General features: G+C 67.9%; 21 protein-coding genes. 14 read left to right on the forward strand and 7 right to left on the reverse strand.

Annotation, left to right across the window (positions count from 1 at the left end):
- Together KVS69_RS10725 and KVS69_RS10730 are read right to left on the reverse strand one after the other, a co-directional pair.
- On the reverse strand, positions 1–195 hold a 195-nt coding region (locus KVS69_RS10725), incomplete at its 3' end, for a hypothetical protein (protein WP_217538035.1).
- Positions 192–593, reverse strand: coding sequence for a hypothetical protein (locus tag KVS69_RS10730; RefSeq protein WP_217538036.1), 402 nt, complete (start codon positions 591–593; stop codon positions 192–194). The genes KVS69_RS10730 and KVS69_RS10725, both read right to left, overlap by 4 nt.
- Positions 594–678: 85 nt before the next feature.
- Here KVS69_RS10730 and KVS69_RS21270 point away from each other — a divergent pair, with 85 nt between their 5' ends.
- Positions 679–1,476, forward strand: coding sequence for an energy transducer TonB (locus KVS69_RS21270; RefSeq protein ID WP_217538037.1), 798 nt, complete (start codon positions 679–681; stop codon positions 1,474–1,476).
- 17 nt (positions 1,477–1,493) lie between these two features.
- Here the strand turns inward: KVS69_RS21270 and KVS69_RS10740 are convergent, their stop codons facing one another.
- Positions 1,494–1,919, reverse strand: a complete 426-nt coding sequence (locus KVS69_RS10740) for a hypothetical protein (RefSeq protein WP_217538038.1) — start codon at positions 1,917–1,919, stop codon at positions 1,494–1,496.
- A gap of 121 nt (positions 1,920–2,040) precedes the next feature.
- On the opposite strand from KVS69_RS10740, the gene KVS69_RS10745 reads away from it, so the two are divergent.
- The 12 genes from KVS69_RS10745 to KVS69_RS10800 all read left to right on the forward strand — a co-directional run bounded on the left by KVS69_RS10745 (position 2,041) and on the right by KVS69_RS10800 (position 14,645).
- Positions 2,041–2,577 carry a GNAT family N-acetyltransferase gene (locus tag KVS69_RS10745; RefSeq protein WP_217538039.1) on the forward strand — a complete coding sequence of 179 codons (537 nt, stop codon included), beginning with the start codon at positions 2,041–2,043 and terminating at the stop codon, positions 2,575–2,577.
- Entirely contained in the window at positions 2,574–2,906 is a 333-nt protein-coding gene (locus KVS69_RS10750) for a non-heme iron oxygenase ferredoxin subunit (RefSeq protein WP_068849893.1), read from the forward strand. Before KVS69_RS10745 ends, KVS69_RS10750 begins: the two co-directional genes overlap by 4 nt.
- 139 nt (positions 2,907–3,045) lie before the next feature.
- The gene (locus KVS69_RS10755) at positions 3,046–3,444 is read left to right on the forward strand and encodes a hypothetical protein (protein ID WP_217538040.1); all 399 of its coding nucleotides are present in this window, start codon (positions 3,046–3,048) and stop codon (positions 3,442–3,444) included.
- Between the two features lie 150 nt (positions 3,445–3,594).
- Positions 3,595–5,916: a catecholate siderophore receptor Fiu gene (locus KVS69_RS10760; protein WP_254622135.1), complete on the forward strand. Its 2,322-nt coding sequence runs from the start codon at positions 3,595–3,597 to the stop codon at positions 5,914–5,916.
- Between the two features lie 18 nt (positions 5,917–5,934).
- A complete protein-coding gene (locus KVS69_RS10765; RefSeq protein ID WP_095363750.1) occupies positions 5,935–6,621 on the forward strand; it encodes a Fe2+-dependent dioxygenase in 687 nt (228 codons plus the stop codon).
- 94 nt (positions 6,622–6,715) lie between these two features.
- The gene (locus tag KVS69_RS10770; protein ID WP_345776805.1) at positions 6,716–7,144 is read left to right on the forward strand and encodes a hypothetical protein; all 429 of its coding nucleotides are present in this window, start codon (positions 6,716–6,718) and stop codon (positions 7,142–7,144) included.
- 148 nt (positions 7,145–7,292) lie between these two features.
- Complete coding sequence (locus KVS69_RS10775; protein WP_217538041.1) at positions 7,293–9,719, forward strand: TonB-dependent receptor; 2,427 nt, start codon at positions 7,293–7,295, stop codon at positions 9,717–9,719.
- Positions 9,720–10,030: 311 nt separating this feature from the next.
- Positions 10,031–10,645 carry a PepSY-associated TM helix domain-containing protein gene (locus KVS69_RS10780; protein ID WP_099047384.1) on the forward strand — a complete coding sequence of 205 codons (615 nt, stop codon included), beginning with the start codon at positions 10,031–10,033 and terminating at the stop codon, positions 10,643–10,645.
- 36 nt (positions 10,646–10,681) lie between these two features.
- Positions 10,682–11,200: a DUF2271 domain-containing protein gene (locus tag KVS69_RS10785; protein ID WP_068849877.1), complete on the forward strand. Its 519-nt coding sequence runs from the start codon at positions 10,682–10,684 to the stop codon at positions 11,198–11,200.
- Positions 11,201–11,254: 54 nt separating this feature from the next.
- Positions 11,255–12,061, forward strand: coding sequence for a DUF4198 domain-containing protein (locus KVS69_RS10790; RefSeq protein WP_068849875.1), 807 nt, complete (start codon positions 11,255–11,257; stop codon positions 12,059–12,061).
- 2 nt (positions 12,062–12,063) lie between these two features.
- A complete protein-coding gene (locus KVS69_RS10795; protein WP_217538042.1) occupies positions 12,064–13,038 on the forward strand; it encodes an FAD:protein FMN transferase in 975 nt (324 codons plus the stop codon).
- The gene (locus tag KVS69_RS10800; RefSeq protein WP_217538043.1) at positions 13,035–14,645 is read left to right on the forward strand and encodes a sulfite reductase flavoprotein subunit alpha; all 1,611 of its coding nucleotides are present in this window, start codon (positions 13,035–13,037) and stop codon (positions 14,643–14,645) included. Before KVS69_RS10795 ends, KVS69_RS10800 begins: the two co-directional genes overlap by 4 nt.
- Here the strand turns inward: KVS69_RS10800 and KVS69_RS10805 are convergent.
- From KVS69_RS10805 to KVS69_RS10820, 4 genes are all read right to left on the reverse strand, one after another.
- Positions 14,639–15,244, reverse strand: coding sequence for a HutD family protein (locus KVS69_RS10805; protein ID WP_217538044.1), 606 nt, complete (start codon positions 15,242–15,244; stop codon positions 14,639–14,641). The genes KVS69_RS10800 and KVS69_RS10805 overlap by 7 nt on opposite strands.
- 14 nt (positions 15,245–15,258) lie before the next feature.
- On the reverse strand, positions 15,259–15,984 hold the full coding sequence (locus KVS69_RS10810; RefSeq protein WP_217538045.1) for a murein L,D-transpeptidase catalytic domain family protein: 726 nt from the start codon (positions 15,982–15,984) through the stop codon (positions 15,259–15,261).
- Positions 15,985–16,008: 24 nt separating this feature from the next.
- Positions 16,009–17,040, reverse strand: a complete 1,032-nt coding sequence (locus KVS69_RS10815; protein ID WP_217538046.1) for a L,D-transpeptidase — start codon at positions 17,038–17,040, stop codon at positions 16,009–16,011.
- A gap of 388 nt (positions 17,041–17,428) precedes the next feature.
- Complete coding sequence (locus KVS69_RS10820) at positions 17,429–17,719, reverse strand: helix-hairpin-helix domain-containing protein (RefSeq protein WP_217538077.1); 291 nt, start codon at positions 17,717–17,719, stop codon at positions 17,429–17,431.
- A 238-nt stretch (positions 17,720–17,957) separates the two neighbouring features.
- On the opposite strand from KVS69_RS10820, the gene KVS69_RS10825 reads away from it, so the two are divergent.
- Positions 17,958–19,451 carry a M20 family metallopeptidase gene (locus KVS69_RS10825; protein ID WP_093533374.1) on the forward strand — a complete coding sequence of 498 codons (1,494 nt, stop codon included), beginning with the start codon at positions 17,958–17,960 and terminating at the stop codon, positions 19,449–19,451.

The following is a 19,451-nucleotide window of genomic DNA, read 5'->3' on the forward strand; positions in this document are numbered from 1 at the left end:
TACCCGGCACGCGCGTCCGTGCAGGCGGGGAATCACCTCTGTGGCGAACGTTCGCTCAAACGCCCGTGCATAGCCTTGCGCGATCAGGCGGCTTGGCTGATGGTTGGTGACGTACGGGCCCTCCGAGCGATCGCCCCCGCATCCTGCCAGCAGCAACACGCACAGAAGACCATCCCAGCAGCGGAGCCTGTTCATGTCTTCCTGCACTCAGCCAATGCCAGATCGACAATCTGCGCCGAGCAACGGGTGATGCTGCCTTCGCAGGTGCGCGCCTGAAGCAGCTCCTCGTTCGGCCCCTGTAGTGCATAGAACACGCGAGTGCGGTCTTTCTGCGATGCGGTCGGGACCAGGCTGCTCCCGATCAGATGGACACCTATGCTTCGCGAAGGATCGCCATGTTTTCCTCCAAGCTCACGCTCGATCTTCGACCAGTAATGCTGCGAAACTCCGCTGTGCGGATCCCTGGTGGATAGGGTGTAGGTGCACTGCGGGCGCTGGGCGCAACCAGCACCCAGCAGCGTCGACAACAATAGTCCGACGACGCCGATATGCCGCGCCGTTCTCCCTTCCCGGTGTTGCGTCTTCAGCCCCATCCTGCGCCCCATCCCTTTTCCCCCGCCAGAGCATACGACGAAGCGCGTATGCCATAATGAGAACCCTTCTCATTAATGTCGCTGGATGTCGTCGGTCGCCCCCAGTGCCGCGAGCACCCCCCCACCGCTGCACGCTTACCTGCAGGGCCCACACAAGGGTGCTCCGGGCCGTGCGCGGGTACGCGCCTCGTTCACCGAACGCCATGCGCGCACGCTCGCTGGCAGCCTGACCGTGCTGGCCCACGCTGCCGTCATCGGGCTGCTGCTCTGGACCCACGTTGCCAGCACGCCGGTGCTGCCACCCCCGCCGGCCGACCGCACCCAGCTGGTGCTGCTGCCGCCGCGCGCGCCGGAAGTACCGCTGGAAGACATCGTGGCGCCTACCCCCAGCACGGCCGCCACACTCCAACAGCAAAAACCGGAACCCCCGCGCGACCTGCCCAGGACGCCGCCGCGCGAGACGGCTCACTGGGTTATCCCGCCACCAACCCCGCCGCAGCCCAAGCCGGATTCACCGGCGCCGGCGCAGCAGCAGGCCTCGGTCGCCGCCTCGCCGCCCAGCCCACCGCTGCCGCCCGGCCCCAGCGATACCACGCCCGGCCGCGACAGCTGGGAAGGCCGGGTCATGGCGCGGCTGGAACGCTTCCGTCGTTACCCCCACGCCGCGAGAGAGCGCCGCCATGAGGGCGTCGTGCAGGTGCGGGTGAGCCTGGCCCGCGACGGCCAGCTGCTTGCGCTGGCAGTGGAGCAGAGCTCGGGCTACGCGATGCTGGACCAGGCCGCGCTGGATACCTTCCGCCGAGCCGCGCCGTTGCCGGCCGTGCCGGACGACCGGCCGGCACCGGTGGAACTGTCGTTCCCGGTGGAGTTCTTCATCCGCTGAGCGCCCGCGCAGGCGTGCTATTCGGTCAGCGCCGTGCGCATCTCGCGCTCGATCTGTTCGACCAGCAGCAGGTTGCCATGCTCCGGCGCGCGCTCGTAGGCGCGTTTGGCCGCGTCCTGGGCTTCGGCCAGCAGACGGAAGCGCGCCTCGGCACTCTCCGCCACCCGCGCGGAAGCGAAACGCGACGCCGCCTGGTAGTAGAGCTCCTGGACATCGCCCAGGTCGCGCGCGCGCTGCCGCCAGCGCGCGGCCGGCACGTCATTGCCGGGGGTGGCTTCGTAGTGCGCGATCAGCCGCTTGATCGCCACCAGATCGTCATCCTTGGCGGCGGCGGTCACCTCGGCCAACTGGCGGGGCGACAGGTAGCGGTCGTCCGTCGGGGGCCCTTCGCCGCAGCCGGGCAGCGCCAACAGAAACACGCAGGACAGGAAAATGGACTTCATAGCCGCACGATCCTGCCAGTGCCCGATCCGCACGGCCAACGCACAGTTCCTATCAAAAAGCGGCATTACATAGGCAGCGCCACTGCTACCCGCCACCGGCGCCCCGCTCTAGAATGACGGCATGAGCACCCTGACCTTCCGTGCGGCCACGCTGGCCGACATTCCCGCCCTGATCACCCTGGTCACCTCGGCCTACCGCGGCGACGCCAGCCGCGCCGGCTGGACCACCGAAGCGGACATGCTGGACGGCGCGCGCATTGACGCAACCGGACTGCAAGCCGATATCGAGCGCCCGCGCAGCACCGTCCTGCTGGCCGAACGCGACGGCCAACTGCTGGCCTGCGCGCACGTGGCCGACGACCACGGCAAGGGCTACTTCGGCATGTTTTCGGTGGACCCGGCCCAGCAGGGCGGCGGCATCGGCAAGCAGGTGATGGACGCGGCCGAAGCCCACGCCGCGCGCGAATGGGGCGTGGCAGTGATGCAGATGACGGTGATCGACATCCGCGATGAGCTGATCGCCTTCTACGAGCGCCGCGGCTACCAGCGCACCGGCATCAAGAAGCCGTTCCCGTACGGGGACGAGCGCTTCGGCATCCCCAAGCGCGACGACCTGCGCTTCGAGATCCTGGAAAAGCCGCTGGCGGCCCACGCATGAGCGAGACCTGGACCTTCGTCTGCGCCACGGCCGAGCTGCTGCCGGGCGAGATGAAGAGCACCTTCGACGAGGTCACCGGCACGCCGATCGTGGTGTTCAACCTGGACGGGGAACTGTTCGCCCTGGAAGACCAGTGCACCCACGAGGAATTCGAGCTGTCCTCGGGCACGTTCGATACCGAGGAAGGCAGCATCGAATGCGTGCTCCACAGCGCGCGTTTTGACGTGCGCGATGGCCGTGCCCTGTGCGCCCCGGCCTATACGGCGGTGCCGAAGTTCCCGGTGAAGCGCGAGTTCGACGGCGTCTGGACCCGCGACGACCGCGACTGAGTTTCCGCGAGCCGATAGAAAACTTGAATCGGCCCCTGGCCGGTTCTGTGATGCCCGCCGCACGGCGGTGGATGCGAATCATTATCGTTTCTGTTAATTTATCGGTATTCGCCTTCCCGGCCTGACCGACTACCGCCTCATGGCTGCCGCCAGTGATGCCACCGCCAACCGCTGCTCGACCCCATTGCTGCTGACCGCGGCGGTGCTGATCTGCCTGCTGGCCGTCGTGGCTGGATTGGGCACATCGCCGGGTTCGATGGATCGCGCGGGAACGGTGGCCGCGATGGCCGCCGGCGGATCGCTGCAGGTGTCCGGCATACCTGCACCAGACCGCGCCCCGGTCGCTGTCCACGCCTGCGCCGCAGCGGAAAAGGAAGCGGAGAACGGCCGCCCCGACCCTGCCGAACGTTCCACGTCGCTTCCGTCGTGCATGGCAGGCACGCGCACCGCAGCGTCACCCGCCGCATGGGCCATGCCGGCCATCCGACCGCGCCCACTGCGTTCGCATCTGTCGCAGGCGCCGCCCGCGCGCGCCTGACCGCTGCTGCCCAGGCACCCCACCACGCAGGGCCCAACGCCCCCCTGCACATCGCATCTCTTTCGCTCGACCGTCCATGCCCCTGCGTGCGCGCCCCACCCGTGCGCGCTCGATGGCATTCCTCTTCCCGTTTCCAGGTCCATCACCACCATGATCAAGAGCCGCAAGCATTCCTCCCCCGCCCGCAGTGCCGCCAGCCTGGCCACCGCCAGCCTCGTCACCGGCCTCAGCCTGGCCATGCTGCCGGCGGCCGCCCAGGCCGAGTCCGCCAGTGACTCCCCGCGCACGCTGGACCAGGTGCAGGTGCAGGCCGCCCGCGCCTTCAAGGTCGACAAGGTCGCCTCGCCCAAGTTCACCCAGTCCCTGCAGGACACCCCGCAGACCATCCAGATCATCAGCCGCGACCTGTTCACCCAGCAGGGCGCGACCACGCTGACCGATGCGCTGCGCAACAGCCCGGGCGTGGGTACGTTCTATGTCGGCGAGAACGGCAACACCAACACCGGCGACAGCATCTTCATGCGTGGGTTCGATACCTCCAGCAGCATCTTCGTGGACGGCGTGCGCGATGTCGGCTCGATCTCGCGCGATGTGTTCAACACCGAGCAGGTGGAAGTGTCCAAGGGCCCGGCCGGCACCGACAACGGCCGCTCCGCGCCCACCGGTTCGATCAACATGGTGAGCAAGCAGGCCAACCTGCATGACGCGGTGAGCGGCACCGTGTCGGTCGGCAGCGACAGCCAGCAGCGCGCGTCGGCCGACTGGAACCAGTCCCTCGGCGCCACCAGCGCGCTGCGCCTGAATGCCATGTGGCAGGACAGCGACCAGCCCGGCCGCGACCACGTGAACAACTCGCGCTGGGGCATCGCGCCGTCGCTGGCGTTCGGTCTGGGCACCAACACCCGCTATATCCTCAACCTGCTCTATGTGGACCAGCAGAACGTGCCCGACGGCGGCGTGCCGACCCTGGGCCTGCCCGGCTGGACCCCGCAGCCCACGCTGGAACCGCTGGCTGGGCATCCGGTGAACCCGGAGAACTTCTACGGCACCCGCGCCGACCATGACGACGTGACCGCGAAGATGGCCACCTTCCGCATCGAGCATGACTTCAACGACAGCGTGCGCCTGACCAACACTGCCCGCTGGGGCCGTACCGACCAGGACTACATGCTCACCGCCTTCATGGGCACCGGCACGCGCGGCGCCAACGGTGCGCCGACCGGCAACATCCGCTACACCGACCGCAACAACCTGGACACCTATACCATCGCGCGCAGCCTGCCGACCTTCAAGGACCAGCAGAACACCATCCTCACCGACCAGCTCAACCTGCGCGCGGACGTCAGCACCGGCGCCATCGTGCACAACCTGAGCACCGGCGTGGAGTTCACCCGCGAAGAGCTCAAGAGCTTCGGCCAGGCCGCCACCAACGGCACCACCTGGTCGCCGGCCAACCTGTACAACCCGGACTGGAACGCCACCGGCCTGACCTGGGCACACAACGGCGCCGACAGCCGTGGCAAGACCACCACCTCGTCGGTGTACCTGTTCGATACGCTGAACTTCACCGACAGCTTCCTGGTTACCGCCGGCCTGCGTGCGGACCATTACAAGACCGAGTACCAGAGCGCGGCGGTGTGCGGCGGGCGCGGCCCGGCGTGCGGCAGCAACCCGGTGGGCACGGTGATTCCCAATCCGTCGCTGGAGCATTCCGACACCCTGCTCAACTGGAAGCTGGGCGCCGTGTACAAGGTCGGCGACATCGTCAGCCTGTACGGCAACTACGCGCTGTCCCAGCAGCCCCCGGGCGGCAGCAACTTCCAGCTGAGCAGTTCGGCCAGCAGCGCCGACAACCCCAGCCTGGACCCGCAGAAGGCCAAGACGCTTGAAGTGGGCACCAAATGGGCCTTCCTCGACGATGCACTGGCCTTCAACGTCGCGCTGTTCAAGACCGAAGTCAGCAACGAGATCAACACCCAGGTGCTCGACGATGCCGGCAACCCGACCCAGACCGGCAAGAAGTCGGTGCAGGGCATCGAGGTGTCCACGGTGGGCCGCATCACCGACAACTGGTCGGTGTCGGCCGGCTACAGCCACCTGGACACCGAAGTCGAGGAAGGCGCCAACGTGGCCGCCGACGGCACCCGCAACCTGACCTACACCCCGGGCGCGACCTTCACCAGCTGGACCAGCTACACCTTCCCGTTCGGCCTGACCGTGGGCGGGGGCGTGCGGTACGCCGGCCGCATGCACCGCGGTACCGATGGCGCGGTGGGCACGCCGGCGTTCACCAAGTCGTACACGGTGTACGACGCAGTGGCCTCGTATGAAATCAACGAGCACCTGGTGCTGCGATTGAACGCCTACAACCTGTTCGACAAGGACTATGTGGCCGCGATCAACAAGAGCGGCTACCGTTACACCCCGGGCGCCCCGCGCAGCGTGCTGTTCAGCGCGGACTTCCGCTTCTGATCCACCAAGGACCCTGCCATGCTCCTGCACGTTCCCGATGTCCTCACCGCCGACGAACTGGCCCACCTGCAGCGCGCGCTTGCCGCGGCAGACTGGGCAGACGGCCGCGAGACCGTGGGCGTGCAGGGAGCGCAGGTCAAGCGCAACCAGCAGTTGCCTGACGCCTCACCGCTGAAGGCCGAGCTGGGCAGGATCGTGCTGGCGGCGCTGGAACGGCACCCGCTGTTCTTCGCCGCCGCACTGCCGCTGCGCATCCTGCCGCCGCGCTTCAACCGCTACCAGGGCGGTGGGGAGTATGGCTTCCATGTGGATGGCGCGGTGATGATCACCGACAGCCAGGGCGTGCGCAGCCACCTGCGCTCGGACGTGTCATGCACGTTGTTCCTCAATGCGCCGGAGGACTACGAAGGGGGCGAACTGGTCATCAGTGATACCTACGGCGAGCATGAGGTGAAACTGCCGGCCGGCGACCTGGTGCTGTACCCGTCCAGCAGCCTGCACAAGGTCAACCCGGTCACGCAGGGCGCACGGCTGGCGTCGTTCTTCTGGGTACAGAGCATGGTGCGCGACGATGGCGCACGGCGGATGCTGCTGGAGATGGATGGCGCGATCGAGACGCTGCGCGTGACCGGCGGCGATCCGGGGGCGGTGCTGCAGTTGACCGGCGTGTATCACAACCTGTTGCGTCGCTGGAGCGAGACGTGACGCTGTAAATCATTCCCATTTGCGTTTGTTACATACCCTCTCTACAATCCCCGCCGCGCCAGACCTGCTGGCGTGCTCCGACAGGGATATCTCCTTGCGCCACCCCCACCGCCACCGCAGCTTTGCCCCCGCCATGCGCGGGCAGCGCCCGGCGTTGGCGACGGTGTTGGCGTGGCTGGCCCTGCTCTCGATGTTGCTGGGCACGCTGCCGCTGCTGGAACAGCGCCTGCCCGGCACCGCCGCGCTGGTGCTGCAGCAGCCCGCCGAAGAACGTCCCGGCGGCGAGAATCGCCTGCAGGAAGAAGCCCCGGCCAAGCCACGCCGGATGACCAGTGCGCGCCCGGCGGCCACGCCGCCGCGCCTGCCACCGCCGCCGCTGACCGAGTCGCTGGATGCACTGATGGCTACCCTGGCCGAGCTGCCGCCGCAGGTCGTCCCCACCATTGATTCCGCCCCGGCAACGCCGCTTCCGGCGGCCCCCGGGTTGCGCGTCCAGCGCGGCCAGGCGCCCCCGCAGGGCTGATCCCGCCCGCGTCCGCGTCGCTGCGCCTGCACGACCGCCGCCGGGCGCCGCTGCTGCCTGCACTGCAGGCCCCCTGACGATTTTTCGATTGCGCTGCGGCCGCCGGCCACGGCGTTCCCGCGTTCGCATCCTTTTCGAGGTACTTCCCATGGCCCAGCGCCATCGTCGTCGCACGTCCCTGTCCCGCTGCTCGTTGAGCGTTGCCCTGCTGGGCGCGCTCAGCGCCCCCGCCTTCGCCGCCGGCGATGTCGCGGGCGACCTCAAGACCCTGGACCAGGTGGTGGTCACCGCCTCGGGCTTCGAACAGAAGATCGCCGACGCCCCGGCCAGCATCAGCGTGGTCAGCCGCGAGGAACTGGCCAAGCGCCCGTACACCAGCCTGGTGGACGCGCTGCGCGACGTGGAAGGCATCGACGTGGGCATGGAAACCACCGACAAGAACGGCCGCGCCACCATCTCCATGCGCGGCATGCCGTCCGAGTACACGCTGGTGCTGATCGACGGCCGCCGCCAGAGCAATGTGGGCCAGCTGTACCCGAACAACTTCGGCGGCGGCCAGTTCGCCTACCTGCCGCCGCTGGATGCGATCGAGCGCATCGAAGTGGTGCGCGGCCCGATGTCCACGCTGTACGGCTCCGATGCCATGGGCGGCGTCATCAACATCATCACCCGGCGCAACCAGGACAGCTGGCACGGCTCGGTGACCCAAGGGTTCACCGTGCAGCAGGACAACCAGTTCGGCGATGCACGCACCACCGACGTGTACCTCACCGGCCCGCTGGTGAAGGAACGATTGGACGTAGCCGTGCGCGGGAGTTACTACGATGCCAAGGCCTCCAACCCGGAATGGGAAGCACTGACCCTGCCCGACGGCACGCTGTGGGAACGCAGCATCGGCTTCGGCGGTGGTGGCAAGGCGGTGGCCAACACCAACTGGAACACCGGCGTGCGCCTGAGCTGGTCGATCAACGACGACCATGACCTGTCGCTGGACTACGACGTCTCGCGCCAGAAGTACGACAACAGCGAAGGCCAGACCGGCACGCTGGACAGCGCTGCCAGCCTCTGGCGCGTGGGTAATGCCACCATTCCGAACCCCAACGGCACCGGCACGGTCACCCGCCGCGTGGTGCAGCCGCGCGTGGGCTATACCGCCTACCAGCGCTATGAGCGCGACCAGCTGGCACTGACCCACCAGGGCCGTTATGCATTCGGTACCTGGCAGACCACGCTGACCCACACCAGGAGCAACAACCTGGGGCGTTCGCTGCCGCTGACCCTGGACGAACGCGCCGACCTGCAGACGCTGTGGAACGACGTGTGCCGCCGCACCGGCGCGGCCAACAACTGCGCCGCCGGCGCCCGAAACGGTCTCGCCGCGCTGAACCCCGCCGAGATGGCACGCCTGGAAGCATTCCTGCCACGCCCGCTGCGCACCATGGAGCTGGAAGGCTACGTGCTGGACACCATGCTGGACATGAGTTTCGACGCGCACAAGCTGACCTTGGGCGGCCAGTACACCGACACCGACATGATCGACGGCGTGTTCGGCATGGACGGCGCCGGCTACCGCGACAACGTCAAGCAGAAGCACCGCATGTGGTCGGTGTTCGCCGAGGACAACTGGGCACTCACCGACGCGCTCACCGCCACCTTGGGCGTGCGTTATGACGACCACAACATCTTCGGCAGCCACGTCAGCCCGCGTGCCTACCTGGTGTGGAACGCCAGCGACGCCTGGACCTTCAAGGGTGGCGTGAGCACCGGCTACAAGACCCCGCGCCCGGACCAGCTGTTCCCCGGCGTCACCGGGTTCGGCGGCCAGGGCGTGCTGCCGCTGGTGGGCTCGCCGAACCTGCAGCCCGAGACCAGCACCAACTATGAAATCGCCTCGTACTACGAGGGCGAGCGCTGGGGCTTCAACGTCACCGGCTTCCTCAACAAGTTCGACGACAAGATCGCCAGCGGCGGCACCTTCCCGAACTGCGAAGTGGCACCGGTTGGCGGCGGCTACTGCGTGGACGTGGGCCCGGGCTGGGCGGCGCTGGGCTACAGCACCTTCAGCCAGAGCGTGAACATCGATACTGCCGAGACGCGTGGTATCGAGGCGGCAGCGCATGTGGACCTGCTGCAGAGCCTGCAGCTGCGCGGCAACTACACGTATACGAAGTCCGAGCAGACCAGCGGCGCCGCGAACGGCCAACCGATCGCCGGCAATCCCGCCAAGCACATGGCCAATGCCAGCCTGAACTGGCAGGTCAGTGAGGCGGTGAGCCTGTCGTTGATTGGCGAGGGACGCTATGACCGGTACCGCGACACGCTGGTGAGCAACGTGGCCGGTGTGAGTTCGTCGCAGGTGCGGTATTACGACGATTACACCATCTTCCACCTGGGCGGCAGCTGGAACATCAACGAGTGGCTGACGGTGAATGCGCGGGTCAACAACCTGTTCGACAAGGACTTCGTCTCGCAGTCGTGCGTGTTGATCAGCGACAGTGAGTACACCTGCGTGGATGATTACGCGACGAAGGACCAGCGTCGGAGTTACTGGATTTCGTTGAACGCGGCGTTCTGAAGTCCCGGCGCTGCGCGCCGCCGCCCGACCAACGGTCGGGCGCTACCGGCTCCCACGCACACCGGGCGCCCCACGCACACCGGGCGCCCCACGCACCCCGGGCACCCCCACGCACACCGGGCACCCCACGCACACCGGGCGCCCCACGCACACCGGGCGCCCCACGCACACCGGTAGGTGCCGACCGTTGGTCGGCACACGCCGCAGACCGGCATCGCGCGACCAATAATTGCGAACCATTCTCATCAATGGTGTAATTGGCTATTCGTCTTCCTGCCGTGACCGTGGCCACCAGCGCTCCCCCTTCCGCCGTGCAGCAGCAACAGAGCCGTGGCTTCTGGCTGCGCACCCTGCACCAGTGGCACTGGATCAGCTCGGCGGTGTGCCTGATCGGCATGCTGCTGTTCGCCGCCACGGGAATCACGCTGAACCATGCGGCGAAGATCGAGGCCACCCCGCAGGTGGTGAACCGCCAGCTGGAACTGCCGGCCGAGCTGCTGGGCCAGCTGGGCGACCGCACCGACGGCAACGCCCCGGTGCCGCGCCCGGCCGTGCGCTGGCTGGACCGCGAACTGGGCATTTCCATCGGCCGTCGCCCGGCCGAATGGTCCGCCGAGGAAATCTATCTCTCCATGCCCAGCCCCGGCGGCGACGCCTGGTTGAGCATCGACCGCGAAAGCGGCGCGGTGGAATACGAAGCCACCTCGCGCGGCTGGGTGTCCTACTTCAACGACCTGCACAAGGGCCGCAATGCCGGCCCGGCCTGGGGCTGGTTCCTGGATGTGTTCGCCGTGGCCTGCCTGGTGTTCTGCATCACGGGCCTGTTCCTGCTGCACCTGCATGCCCGCCAGCGCCGCATGACCTGGCCGCTGGTCGGCCTGGGCCTGATGGTGCCGCTGCTGATCGCCCTGATCCTGATCCACTGACTTTCCTTCGCCCTTTCCCTTCCCGGAGTCGCACCCATGCGCGTCACCCTCACCATCGCCCTGAGCGGCCTGCTGGCCACCTCGCCGGCCTATGCCACCACCCTGGACATCAACGTCGAGGTGCCCAAGCTCAACGTGGCCGAGTACCACCGCCCGTATGTTGCGGTGTGGCTGGAAGGCGCTGACCAGAAGGTCGCCGCCAACCTGGCGGTCTGGTACCAGCAGACCGGCAACAGCGAAGGCCATGGCACCAAGTGGCTGCCCGACCTGCGCCAGTGGTGGCGCAAGAGCGGCCGCGAGCTGAAGGTGCCGGTGGACGGCGTGACCGGGCCGACCAAGCCGGCCGGCACCCACGCGCTGTCGTTCACCGACAGGCAGCCGGCGTTGAAGGCGCTGGCACCGGGCAACTACACGCTGGTGGTGGAAGCGGTACGCGAAGTCGGCGGCCGCGAGCTGGTCAAGATTCCCTTCACCTGGCCGGCCACCGCGCCGCAGACCGGCAAGGCCCAAGGCAGCACCGAGCTGGGCCTGGTCACGCTGTCGTCCAAGCCCTGATGTTCCACTGCCCTCCCCGTCGAGGGCACCCTTAACCTGTACATGGAGTTGTTGATGAAGCGCTCGCTCGTCCTAGCCGCCGCCCTGGCCGCCGCCCTTCCGTTCTCCGCCCTGGCCCACAAGGCCTGGCTGCAGCCCTCGCAGACCGTGATCGCCGGTGACCACCCGTGGATCACCGTCGATGCGGCGGTGTCCAACGACCTGTTCTACTTCAACCACGTGCCGCTGCGCCTGGAAAGCCTGGTCATCACCGCACCTGACGGCAGCACCGTGCAGCCGCAGAACGCCTCCACCGGCAAGTTCCGCAGCGTGTTCGATGTCGAGCTGACCCAGCAGGGCACCTACCGCCTGGCCTCGGTCAACAACGGCCTGTCGGCCAGCTGGGAAGAAGACGGCAAGCCCAAGCGCTGGCGCGGCACCGTGGCGACCTTCGCCACCGAAGTGCCGAAGAAGGCCAAGAAGCTGCAGGTAAGCCAGTCGGTCAACCGCATCGAAACCTTCGTCACCAACGGCACCCCGAACAGCACCGCGCTGGCGCCGACCAAGTCGGGCATCGAGCTCGTCGCCGTGGGCCACCCCAACGACCTGGCCGCGGGCGAAGAAGCCAGGTTCCGCGTGCTGGTCGACGGCAAGCCGCGCGCCGGTCTGGCCTTCGAGATCACCCGTGGCGGCACGCGTTACCGCAACGCCCAGGAAGAGATCAAGGTCACCAGCGACAAGAAGGGCGAGTTCTCGGTCACCTGGCCCGAAGCCGGCATGTACTGGCTGGAAACCAGCAGCGAAGACAAGAAGACCACGCTCAAGCAGGCCAAGACCCGCCGCCTGAACTACGTCGCCACGCTGGAAGTGCTGCCGCTGTAATCATGTCCACCCTGCACGACATCGCCAGCCTCGGTGGCCACACCATGGGCACCACCTGGCAGGTCAAACTGACCACCACGCCCGGCCGCGATCTGCACCCGCTGCATGCGGGGATCCAGGCGCAGCTGGATGCGGTGGTCGCGCAGATGAGCACCTGGGAAGCGGCCAGCGACATCGCCGCGTTCAACCGCGCAGCGGCCGGCACGTCGCTGCCGCTGCCCGGCCTGCTCGCCGAGGTGATCGACTGCGCGCTCGATATCGCCCGGCGCAGCGAAGGGGCGTTCGATCCCACGGTCGGCCCGTTGGTCGCGCTGTGGGGGTTCGGTGCGCACGCGCACGCGCAACGCGTTCCCGATGCTGCCCGGCTGGCGGCCACGCAGGCACGCTGCGGTTGGCAGCGGCTTCACTGGCAGGACGGCCACCTGCTGCAGCCGGGTGGACTGGAACTGGATCTTTCGGCCATCGCCAAGGGCTTTGCGGTGGACCTGGTGAGCCGTTGGCTGCGCAGCCAGGGCATTGCGGCGGCACTGGTGGAGGTGGGCGGTGAGCTGCACGGCTATGGGCGCAAGCCCGATGGGCAGCCGTGGCGGGTCCTGGTCGAAGCAGGTCCCGAAGAAGAAGCAGAACTCGCGCATCCGCCGCGCGTGCTGGCATTGGACGACCTGGCCGTTGCCACCTCCGGTGATCGCTGGCACCAGTTCGTCGAGGATGGCACGCATTACAGCCATACGCTGGATCCACGCGCGGGCGCGCCGGTCAGCCGCACGGCGGCCGCGGTGACCGTGGTCGCCCACCACGCCATGCACGCCGATGGATGGGCCACCGCGTTGACAGTGATGGGCGCGCAGGAAGGGCTTGCGTTCGCCAATGCCAACGCGCTCGCCGCACGCTTCATCACCCGCACTGCGCAGGGCATCGAAGAACACTTGAGCACGGCGTTTACCGCGCTGCTCACCGAACAGGATGCCGCTGCATGAAAGGCAGCCCGTCGCGCGCGGTAGTGGGCAATGTGCTGGTGGTGGCCCTGCTGGCCGTACTGGCGTGGTTGCTGTTGCGCCTGCATCTGCAGGAAGACTGGTGGTTGGCCGCGCCACTGGCCTCGCACTGGCGTTGGGCGGCGGGCACCCTCACCGCTTACGCCGCGCTGTGCGCGCTGCTGTGGTGGCGCGGCCGGACCCGCGACGATGTTGGCAGCGCCGCCGGCGAAGCACCGACGCTGCTGGTCTGGGCCAGCCAGACCGGGTTCGCCCAGCAGCTGAGCGAGCGCAGCGCCGAGGTCCTGCGCGCGGCCGGAGTGCCGGTGCGCGTGCGCGGCCTGCACCAGGTGGATGCCGCATTGCTGCAGCAGACCACCCGGGTGCTGCTGATCGCCAGCACCACCGGCGAAGGCGATCCACCCGACCACACCCTGCCCTTCCTGCGCCGCGTGATGCCGCAGGACATGGCACTGCCGCAGTTGCACTACGGTGTGCTGGCACTGGGCGACCGCAGCTACGGGCACTTCTGCGCGTTCGGCCACCAGCTCGATGCGTGGCTGCGCCAGCACGGCGCGCACCCGCTGTTCGACACGGTGGAAGTGGACAACGCCGACCCGGCCGCTCTGCGCCACTGGCAGCAGCTGCTGGGCCAGCTGGGCGGGAACGCCACCGAGCTGCCCGATTGGGCACCCGCGCAGTACCAGCCCTGGCAGCTGCAGGCGCGCCGCCAGGAAAACCCCGGCAGCCCCGGCGCGGCGACGTGGCGGGTGAGCCTGGTGCCGGCCGATGGCGTGCTGCCGGCGTGGCAGGCCGGTGATGTGGCGGAGATTGGTCCGCAGCACAGTCCGGTCGAGGTCGATGCCTGGCTGGCCACGCATGCACGCGATGGCGCGGCGATGGTCGAGGAGCAGCCGCTGCGTGATTGGCTGGCGCGCTCGCACCTGCCGGTGCTGCCCGATGCGGTACCGGCCGATGACATGGCACTGGTAGCCACGCTCAAGCCGTTGCCGCACCGCGAGTATTCCATTGCCAGCATGCCGGGCGAAGGCCACGTGCTGTTGCTGTTGCGGCGGCTGCTGCGCCCGGATGGCACGCCGGGGCTGGGCAGCGGCTGGCTGTGCGATTACGCGGCGCTGGGTGGGCGCATCAACCTGCGCTTCCGCGGCAACCCGAATTTCCACCCACCCGCGCCGGACGCACCGCTGATCCTGATCGGCAACGGCACCGGCATTGCCGGGCTGCGCGCGCACCTTCGTGCACGCGTGGACCTTGGCGCCGGGCGCAACTGGCTGCTGTTCGGCGAGCGTACCGCCGCGCACGATTTCTACTTCAAGGAAGACCTGCAGCGCTGGCAGCGTGACGGCATGATCGCGCGGCTGGATACGGTGTTCAGCCGCGACGGCGGCGAGCACCGTTACGTGCAGGACCGCCTGCTCGCGCAGCTGGACACCCTGCGCCAGTGGGTCCGCGACGGCGCCACGATCCTGGTCTGCGGCAGCCTGCAGGGCATGGCCCCGGCAGTGGACGCGGTGATCGAACAGGCGCTGGGCCGCGAAGGCAAAGAAGCGCTGATCGTCGCCGGCCGCTACCGCCGCGACGTTTATTGACCGCGCGGGTCCAGGCGGATGGCGAGCAGCTCACCGCCACCGCACAATGCGTAGCGCCTATGCGGCCCTGCCGCCAGCCACGCGGTGTCACCCTGCTGCAGCGGCGGCAGGTCCGGCTCGCCCTCGAACTCCGCCTGCCCCGCCAACAGGTGGATCGCCCACGCCGTGCCCGGCTCGGTGAAGAAGAACATGCTGCCCACCAGCGGGCGGTGCAGCAGTTCGGCATCGACCTGGTCACGCCGCCACATCAGATTGAAGTCATGGGTGAGCCCATCCACCAGCTCGCCATGGACCTCCGCTTCGCCGGCAAAGCGCAGGCGATCGTGGGGTGGCAGCAACGTATGCAGCGCGCCATCGGCAAAGCGCAGGCGCAGCCCTTCGCCGCGCAGCAGGACCAGTTCGCGGTCGATGCCGGGGAACGACGAGAACGCCGCATCCTGTTCGATCTCGGCAATCGACAAACGTACCAGCCACTCTTCGCTGTCGGGCACGCGCAGGATTTCACGGGTCCAGCCAAGACCATTGCGCCAGCGTTCGCGGCGGTATTCAAAGCTGGGAATGACGCGCGTGGCAGCGCTCAATGCGGTGGCGGTCGACATGCCGCCATTGTGCCTCAGCCGGGCTTGCCGCCGCAGTCCGCTTCCAGCAGCTGCGAGCGCGCCAGCCACTCCTTGTCCGGGTAGTAGGCGAACACCATCGCCCCACCGCGCAGGCTGTCGATCAGCGGCCGCGCCACGGTCAGGCGTACCGCCGGGCAGCCCAGGCTGCGGCCGAGCCGGCCCTGCAGCCGGGCGATGGTGGGATTCACGTACGGCGCACCGTGGATGACGATGGCGCGGTCGCGCGCCTTGTCGTTGAAGCCCGGTTCCAGACCTTCCAGGCGCAGCGAATAGCCATTGCCGCCCATGTAGGTTTCCTTGGCGGTGAACGCGCCCAGGCTGGACATGAAACTGCCATCGCGGTTGGAGAAGCGTTCGGTGGCGTTGCCGCCGCTGTTGCGGCCATGCGCGACCCACTCCTCGAACAGCAGCTTCTGGTGGGCCAGGTCGAACACCCACATGCGCTGTTCGGTGGACGGGCGCGAGTAATCAATCACGCTCAAGCGGCCCGGATCCACGCCCAGCTCCGGCCGGCGCAGGGCGCAGGTCATCGCGTTGGCGGCCAGCTGCAGCACCTTGCGGTCCGCATTGGGCGCCGCGCGCGCCAGCATGTCGGCCAGCTGGGCCGGCGGCAGCGTGCGGGGCGGAGGCGTGGTCGCCGCACGGGCGCTGCCTGCCGGCGCGGTCAGCGCCAGCCCGCACAGGGCAACGGTGGCAATCAGAACGGGAAAGGAACGCATCAACGCGGTACCGGCAGGGCCTCCCTACAAGGTGGCCCCGCCCGCGTCGGATTCCAAGACCGGCTGCAGGTTCTGTTCATCCGCCACCGGGCGAACCGCCGGCAGGCTGGTCACCAGCAGCGTGGTGCCCGGCACCAGCACCTTGTACAGCTGCGCGGCGAAGGACGCCGGCAGCGCCATGGGCAGGCTGGGCGTGGCCAGCAGGTCCGGGCTGGCATTGCCGGCGCTCTGCCCCAGCAGCGGGTAGGCGGTCCACTTGTGCAGCTTCTGCGTCGCATCCAGCGGGCTGGCGGCATCCGAATAGCCGTCCTGCATCACGAACAGGGTGGTGCCCTCGAACGCCGGCAGCGCCTTGGCTTCCAGCCGCGATTCGCCGATCAGCACGCCGTCGCGCAGCACGTACAGGCGCTGGTCGTGCAGGCTGACCAGAATGCCCACCTGGCCCGACGGTGCGGCGCTGTCATTCCAGTACTGGTCCGGCGCACCGGTGGTTTCCAGCAGGGTCTTGCCCACGCTGTTCACCGGGGCCAGCACCGCCGGGTAGGCCAGCGTCATCGGCGCGCTCTTGGCGTCGGCCACCACCACGGTATCGCCACGCTTGGTTTCGCCGAACAGCTTCTGCGCGAAAGCCTGGGGCAGGCGCACGCAGCCGTGCGAGGCGGGATGCCCGGGCAGGTTGCCGCCGTGCAGCGCGATGCCGTCCCAGGTCAGCCGCTGCATGTAGGGCATGGGCGCGCTGTTGTAGAGGTTGGATTTGTGGTCCTTGTCCTTCTGCAGGATGGTGAACACCCCGGTCGGCGTTTCATGCCCGGCCTTGCCCGAGCTGATCGTGCTCAGGCCGATGGCAATGCCGTTGCGGTACACGTAGGCACGCTGCTCATCCAGGCTGACCACCAGCACGATGGGCCCGGCGGGCGAGATTTCCGGGTGCCAGAGGAACTGGCCGGGCTTGAGATCGGTGGGGCTGGCAGGCTCGGGCGCGGACCACGCCGGGAGTGCCATGACGGCGATCAGCGAACCGGCGATGTGGGTCAACAGCGTGCGACGTGTGAGCATGTGGCCTTCCTTCGGGTGGGTCGAAGACACGCATGGCGTGTCGCTACGCATGATCACCGCAAACGTTGAAACCCGCCAAAGCCCCAAACAAAATTGCCCGGTCGCACATCCCTGTGCGGACCGGGCAATCGTCACGTCCTTGTCGGCATCCCGCCTTCCCCCTGTGCGTCCTGCCCAGTGTGGGTGCCGGCCATGCTCCATGCACTCGGCCGTATGTTGTTCCGCCATCCCTCCCCTTCCCGGGTATGGATGCCACCGTCCTGGTGGATCCGCGCCAATCCCTCCGCGCTGCGTCCCTGCGTGCCCCGTCCCTGCGGCTGTCGAGGTGGCCGGCTCCTGCCTGGCTACCGTGACCGGCGTCATGCCGGTCGCGACCCATCCTGTTGTGTCAGCGCCTTGGTACGGGTGCCGACACTGCCCTCCTGGGCGGTGCCACCGTGGGCGCCGCCATGGCCCCCACCGTCATCCGTCGTCGATTCCGTTCGACCGTTGCTGTCCCTATCCCTTTCACCCGTGCCAGGTCCTCGACCCGGAGGAAAGGTCCGTGTTGTCGCCGGTACGCCACGATCGCCTGGGCCTTTTGGGGCCCTACGTTCGTCAATCCCTGCTGCAGCGTCGACGCATCTGCCGTATTGATGTTGATGCGGTCGGCCGCCGAAGCGGTTCCGGTCAACAGCAGTGCCAGCGCAAGCGCCTTCCACGAAAACCAAGGCCCCACCGTGTAGCTCCCTGTGACGTCGGACCGACCGCTGCCGGCATCCCGTCGGAGCAGTCAGTGTCCCTCGCCACATACACACAGCCTATCGTCCACATCACCTTCACACAGCCAGCTAAATACCTGACGTGGTGTAGGGAAATCCCTACCCCCTGCGCAGGCGTAGAATGGCGGAATCAGCCACATGCATTCGGAGTACCAGATGGACAGCGCCAAGCTCGGCCAATTCGTCAGTGAAAAGTGGGACAGCGAGATCGTTCCGCAATTGGTCGAATACATCCGCATTCCCAACAAATCGCCGATGTTCGACGCCAATTGGGTCGAGAACGGCTACATGGAGCAGGCCGTCACCCTGATGGAAACCTGGGCCAAGGCGCAGAAGCTGCCGGGCCTGAAGGTCGAAGTGGTGCGCCTGGAAGGCCGCACGCCGCTGCTGCTGCTGGAAATTCCCGCCACCGGCGCCGAAACCGGCGACGACACCGTGCTGCTGTACGGCCACCTGGACAAGCAGCCGGAAATGACCGGCTGGGACGACGACCTCGGCCCGTGGGTGCCGGTGCTGCGCGGCGACAAGCTGTACGGCCGCGGCGGCGCCGATGACGGCTACGCCATCTTCGGCTCGCTGGCTGCGGTGCTGGCGCTGCAGGAACAGAACCTGCCGCACGCGCGCTGCGTGGTGCTGATCGAAGCCTGTGAGGAATCGGGCAGCTACGACCTGCCGGCCTACGTGGACCACCTGGCCGACCGCATCGGCAAGCCGTCGCTGGTGGTGTGCCTGGATTCGGGCTGCGCCAACTATGACCAGCTGTGGTGCACCACCTCGCTGCGCGGCCTGACCGGCGGCAACTTCTCGGTGAAGGTGCTCAACGAGGGCGTGCATTCGGGCGATGCCTCCGGCGTGGTGCCGTCCAGCTTCCGCCTGCTGCGCCAGCTGCTGTCGCGCATCGAAGACGAAAAGACCGGCCGCATCCTGCTCGACGGCATGCACGTGGAGATTCCGGAAGAGCGCCAGGCCCAGGCCAAGCGCGCTGCCGAGGTGGTGGATACCGAGATCTTCGAGAAATTCCCGATGGTCGACGGCCTCAAGCCGATGAACGACGACCTCACCGAACTGGTGCTCAACCGCACCTGGCGCCCGGCGCTGTCGGTGACCGGCGTGGACGGCATGCCGCCGTTGGCCTCGGCCGGCAACGTGCTGCGCCCGCATACTGCGGTGAAGCTGTCGCTGCGCCTGCCGCCGACCGCCGACGGCAAGGCCTGCGGTGAGCTGCTGAAGGAAGCCCTGCTGCGCGACCCGCCGAACGGCGCGGAAGTGAAGCTGGACCTGGAAAAGGCCTCCTCGGGCTGGAACGCCCCGGCGATGGCGCCGTGGCTGACCCAGGCGATCGACGAGGCCAGCCAGACCTTCTTCGGCAAGCCGGCGATGTACATGGGCGAAGGCGGCTCGATTCCGTTCATGGGCATGCTGGGCGAGAAGTTCCCCGGCGCGCAGTTCATGATCACCGGCGTGCTCGGCCCGCATTCCAACGCGCACGGCCCGAACGAGTTCCTGCACATCCCGATGGGCAAGCGCGTCACCTCGTGCGTGTCCAAGGTGATCAGCGAGCACTACGCGGCCAGCCTGCGCGGTGAAACCAGCGGTTCGCCGGTGGCCGCCGACAGCGGCACCCGCCACGGCGGCCACGGCTGCTGCTGA

Source organism: Stenotrophomonas sp. GbtcB23 (assembly GCF_019091045.1).
Classification (GTDB): Bacteria; Pseudomonadota; Gammaproteobacteria; order Xanthomonadales; family Xanthomonadaceae; genus Stenotrophomonas; species Stenotrophomonas rhizophila_A.

What these genes read in the sequence shown, in the direction of transcription:
- KVS69_RS10730 (WP_217538036.1), bottom strand. Translation starts at nt 593, where the DNA reads ATGGGGCTGAAGACGCAACACCGGGAAGGGAGAACGGCGCGGCATATC.
- KVS69_RS21270 (WP_217538037.1), top strand. Translation starts at nt 679, where the DNA reads ATGTCGTCGGTCGCCCCCAGTGCCGCGAGCACCCCCCCACCGCTGCAC.
- KVS69_RS10740 (WP_217538038.1), bottom strand. Translation starts at nt 1,919, where the DNA reads ATGAAGTCCATTTTCCTGTCCTGCGTGTTTCTGTTGGCGCTGCCCGGC.
- KVS69_RS10745 (WP_217538039.1), top strand. Translation starts at nt 2,041, where the DNA reads ATGAGCACCCTGACCTTCCGTGCGGCCACGCTGGCCGACATTCCCGCC.
- KVS69_RS10750 (WP_068849893.1), top strand. Translation starts at nt 2,574, where the DNA reads ATGAGCGAGACCTGGACCTTCGTCTGCGCCACGGCCGAGCTGCTGCCG.
- KVS69_RS10755 (WP_217538040.1), top strand. Translation starts at nt 3,046, where the DNA reads ATGGCTGCCGCCAGTGATGCCACCGCCAACCGCTGCTCGACCCCATTG.
- KVS69_RS10760 (WP_254622135.1), top strand. Translation starts at nt 3,595, where the DNA reads ATGATCAAGAGCCGCAAGCATTCCTCCCCCGCCCGCAGTGCCGCCAGC.
- KVS69_RS10765 (WP_095363750.1), top strand. Translation starts at nt 5,935, where the DNA reads ATGCTCCTGCACGTTCCCGATGTCCTCACCGCCGACGAACTGGCCCAC.
- KVS69_RS10775 (WP_217538041.1), top strand. Translation starts at nt 7,293, where the DNA reads ATGGCCCAGCGCCATCGTCGTCGCACGTCCCTGTCCCGCTGCTCGTTG.
- KVS69_RS10785 (WP_068849877.1), top strand. Translation starts at nt 10,682, where the DNA reads ATGCGCGTCACCCTCACCATCGCCCTGAGCGGCCTGCTGGCCACCTCG.
- KVS69_RS10790 (WP_068849875.1), top strand. Translation starts at nt 11,255, where the DNA reads ATGAAGCGCTCGCTCGTCCTAGCCGCCGCCCTGGCCGCCGCCCTTCCG.
- KVS69_RS10795 (WP_217538042.1), top strand. Translation starts at nt 12,064, where the DNA reads ATGTCCACCCTGCACGACATCGCCAGCCTCGGTGGCCACACCATGGGC.
- KVS69_RS10800 (WP_217538043.1), top strand. Translation starts at nt 13,035, where the DNA reads ATGAAAGGCAGCCCGTCGCGCGCGGTAGTGGGCAATGTGCTGGTGGTG.
- KVS69_RS10805 (WP_217538044.1), bottom strand. Translation starts at nt 15,244, where the DNA reads ATGTCGACCGCCACCGCATTGAGCGCTGCCACGCGCGTCATTCCCAGC.
- KVS69_RS10810 (WP_217538045.1), bottom strand. Translation starts at nt 15,984, where the DNA reads ATGCGTTCCTTTCCCGTTCTGATTGCCACCGTTGCCCTGTGCGGGCTG.
- KVS69_RS10815 (WP_217538046.1), bottom strand. Translation starts at nt 17,040, where the DNA reads ATGCTCACACGTCGCACGCTGTTGACCCACATCGCCGGTTCGCTGATC.
- KVS69_RS10825 (WP_093533374.1), top strand. Translation starts at nt 17,958, where the DNA reads ATGGACAGCGCCAAGCTCGGCCAATTCGTCAGTGAAAAGTGGGACAGC.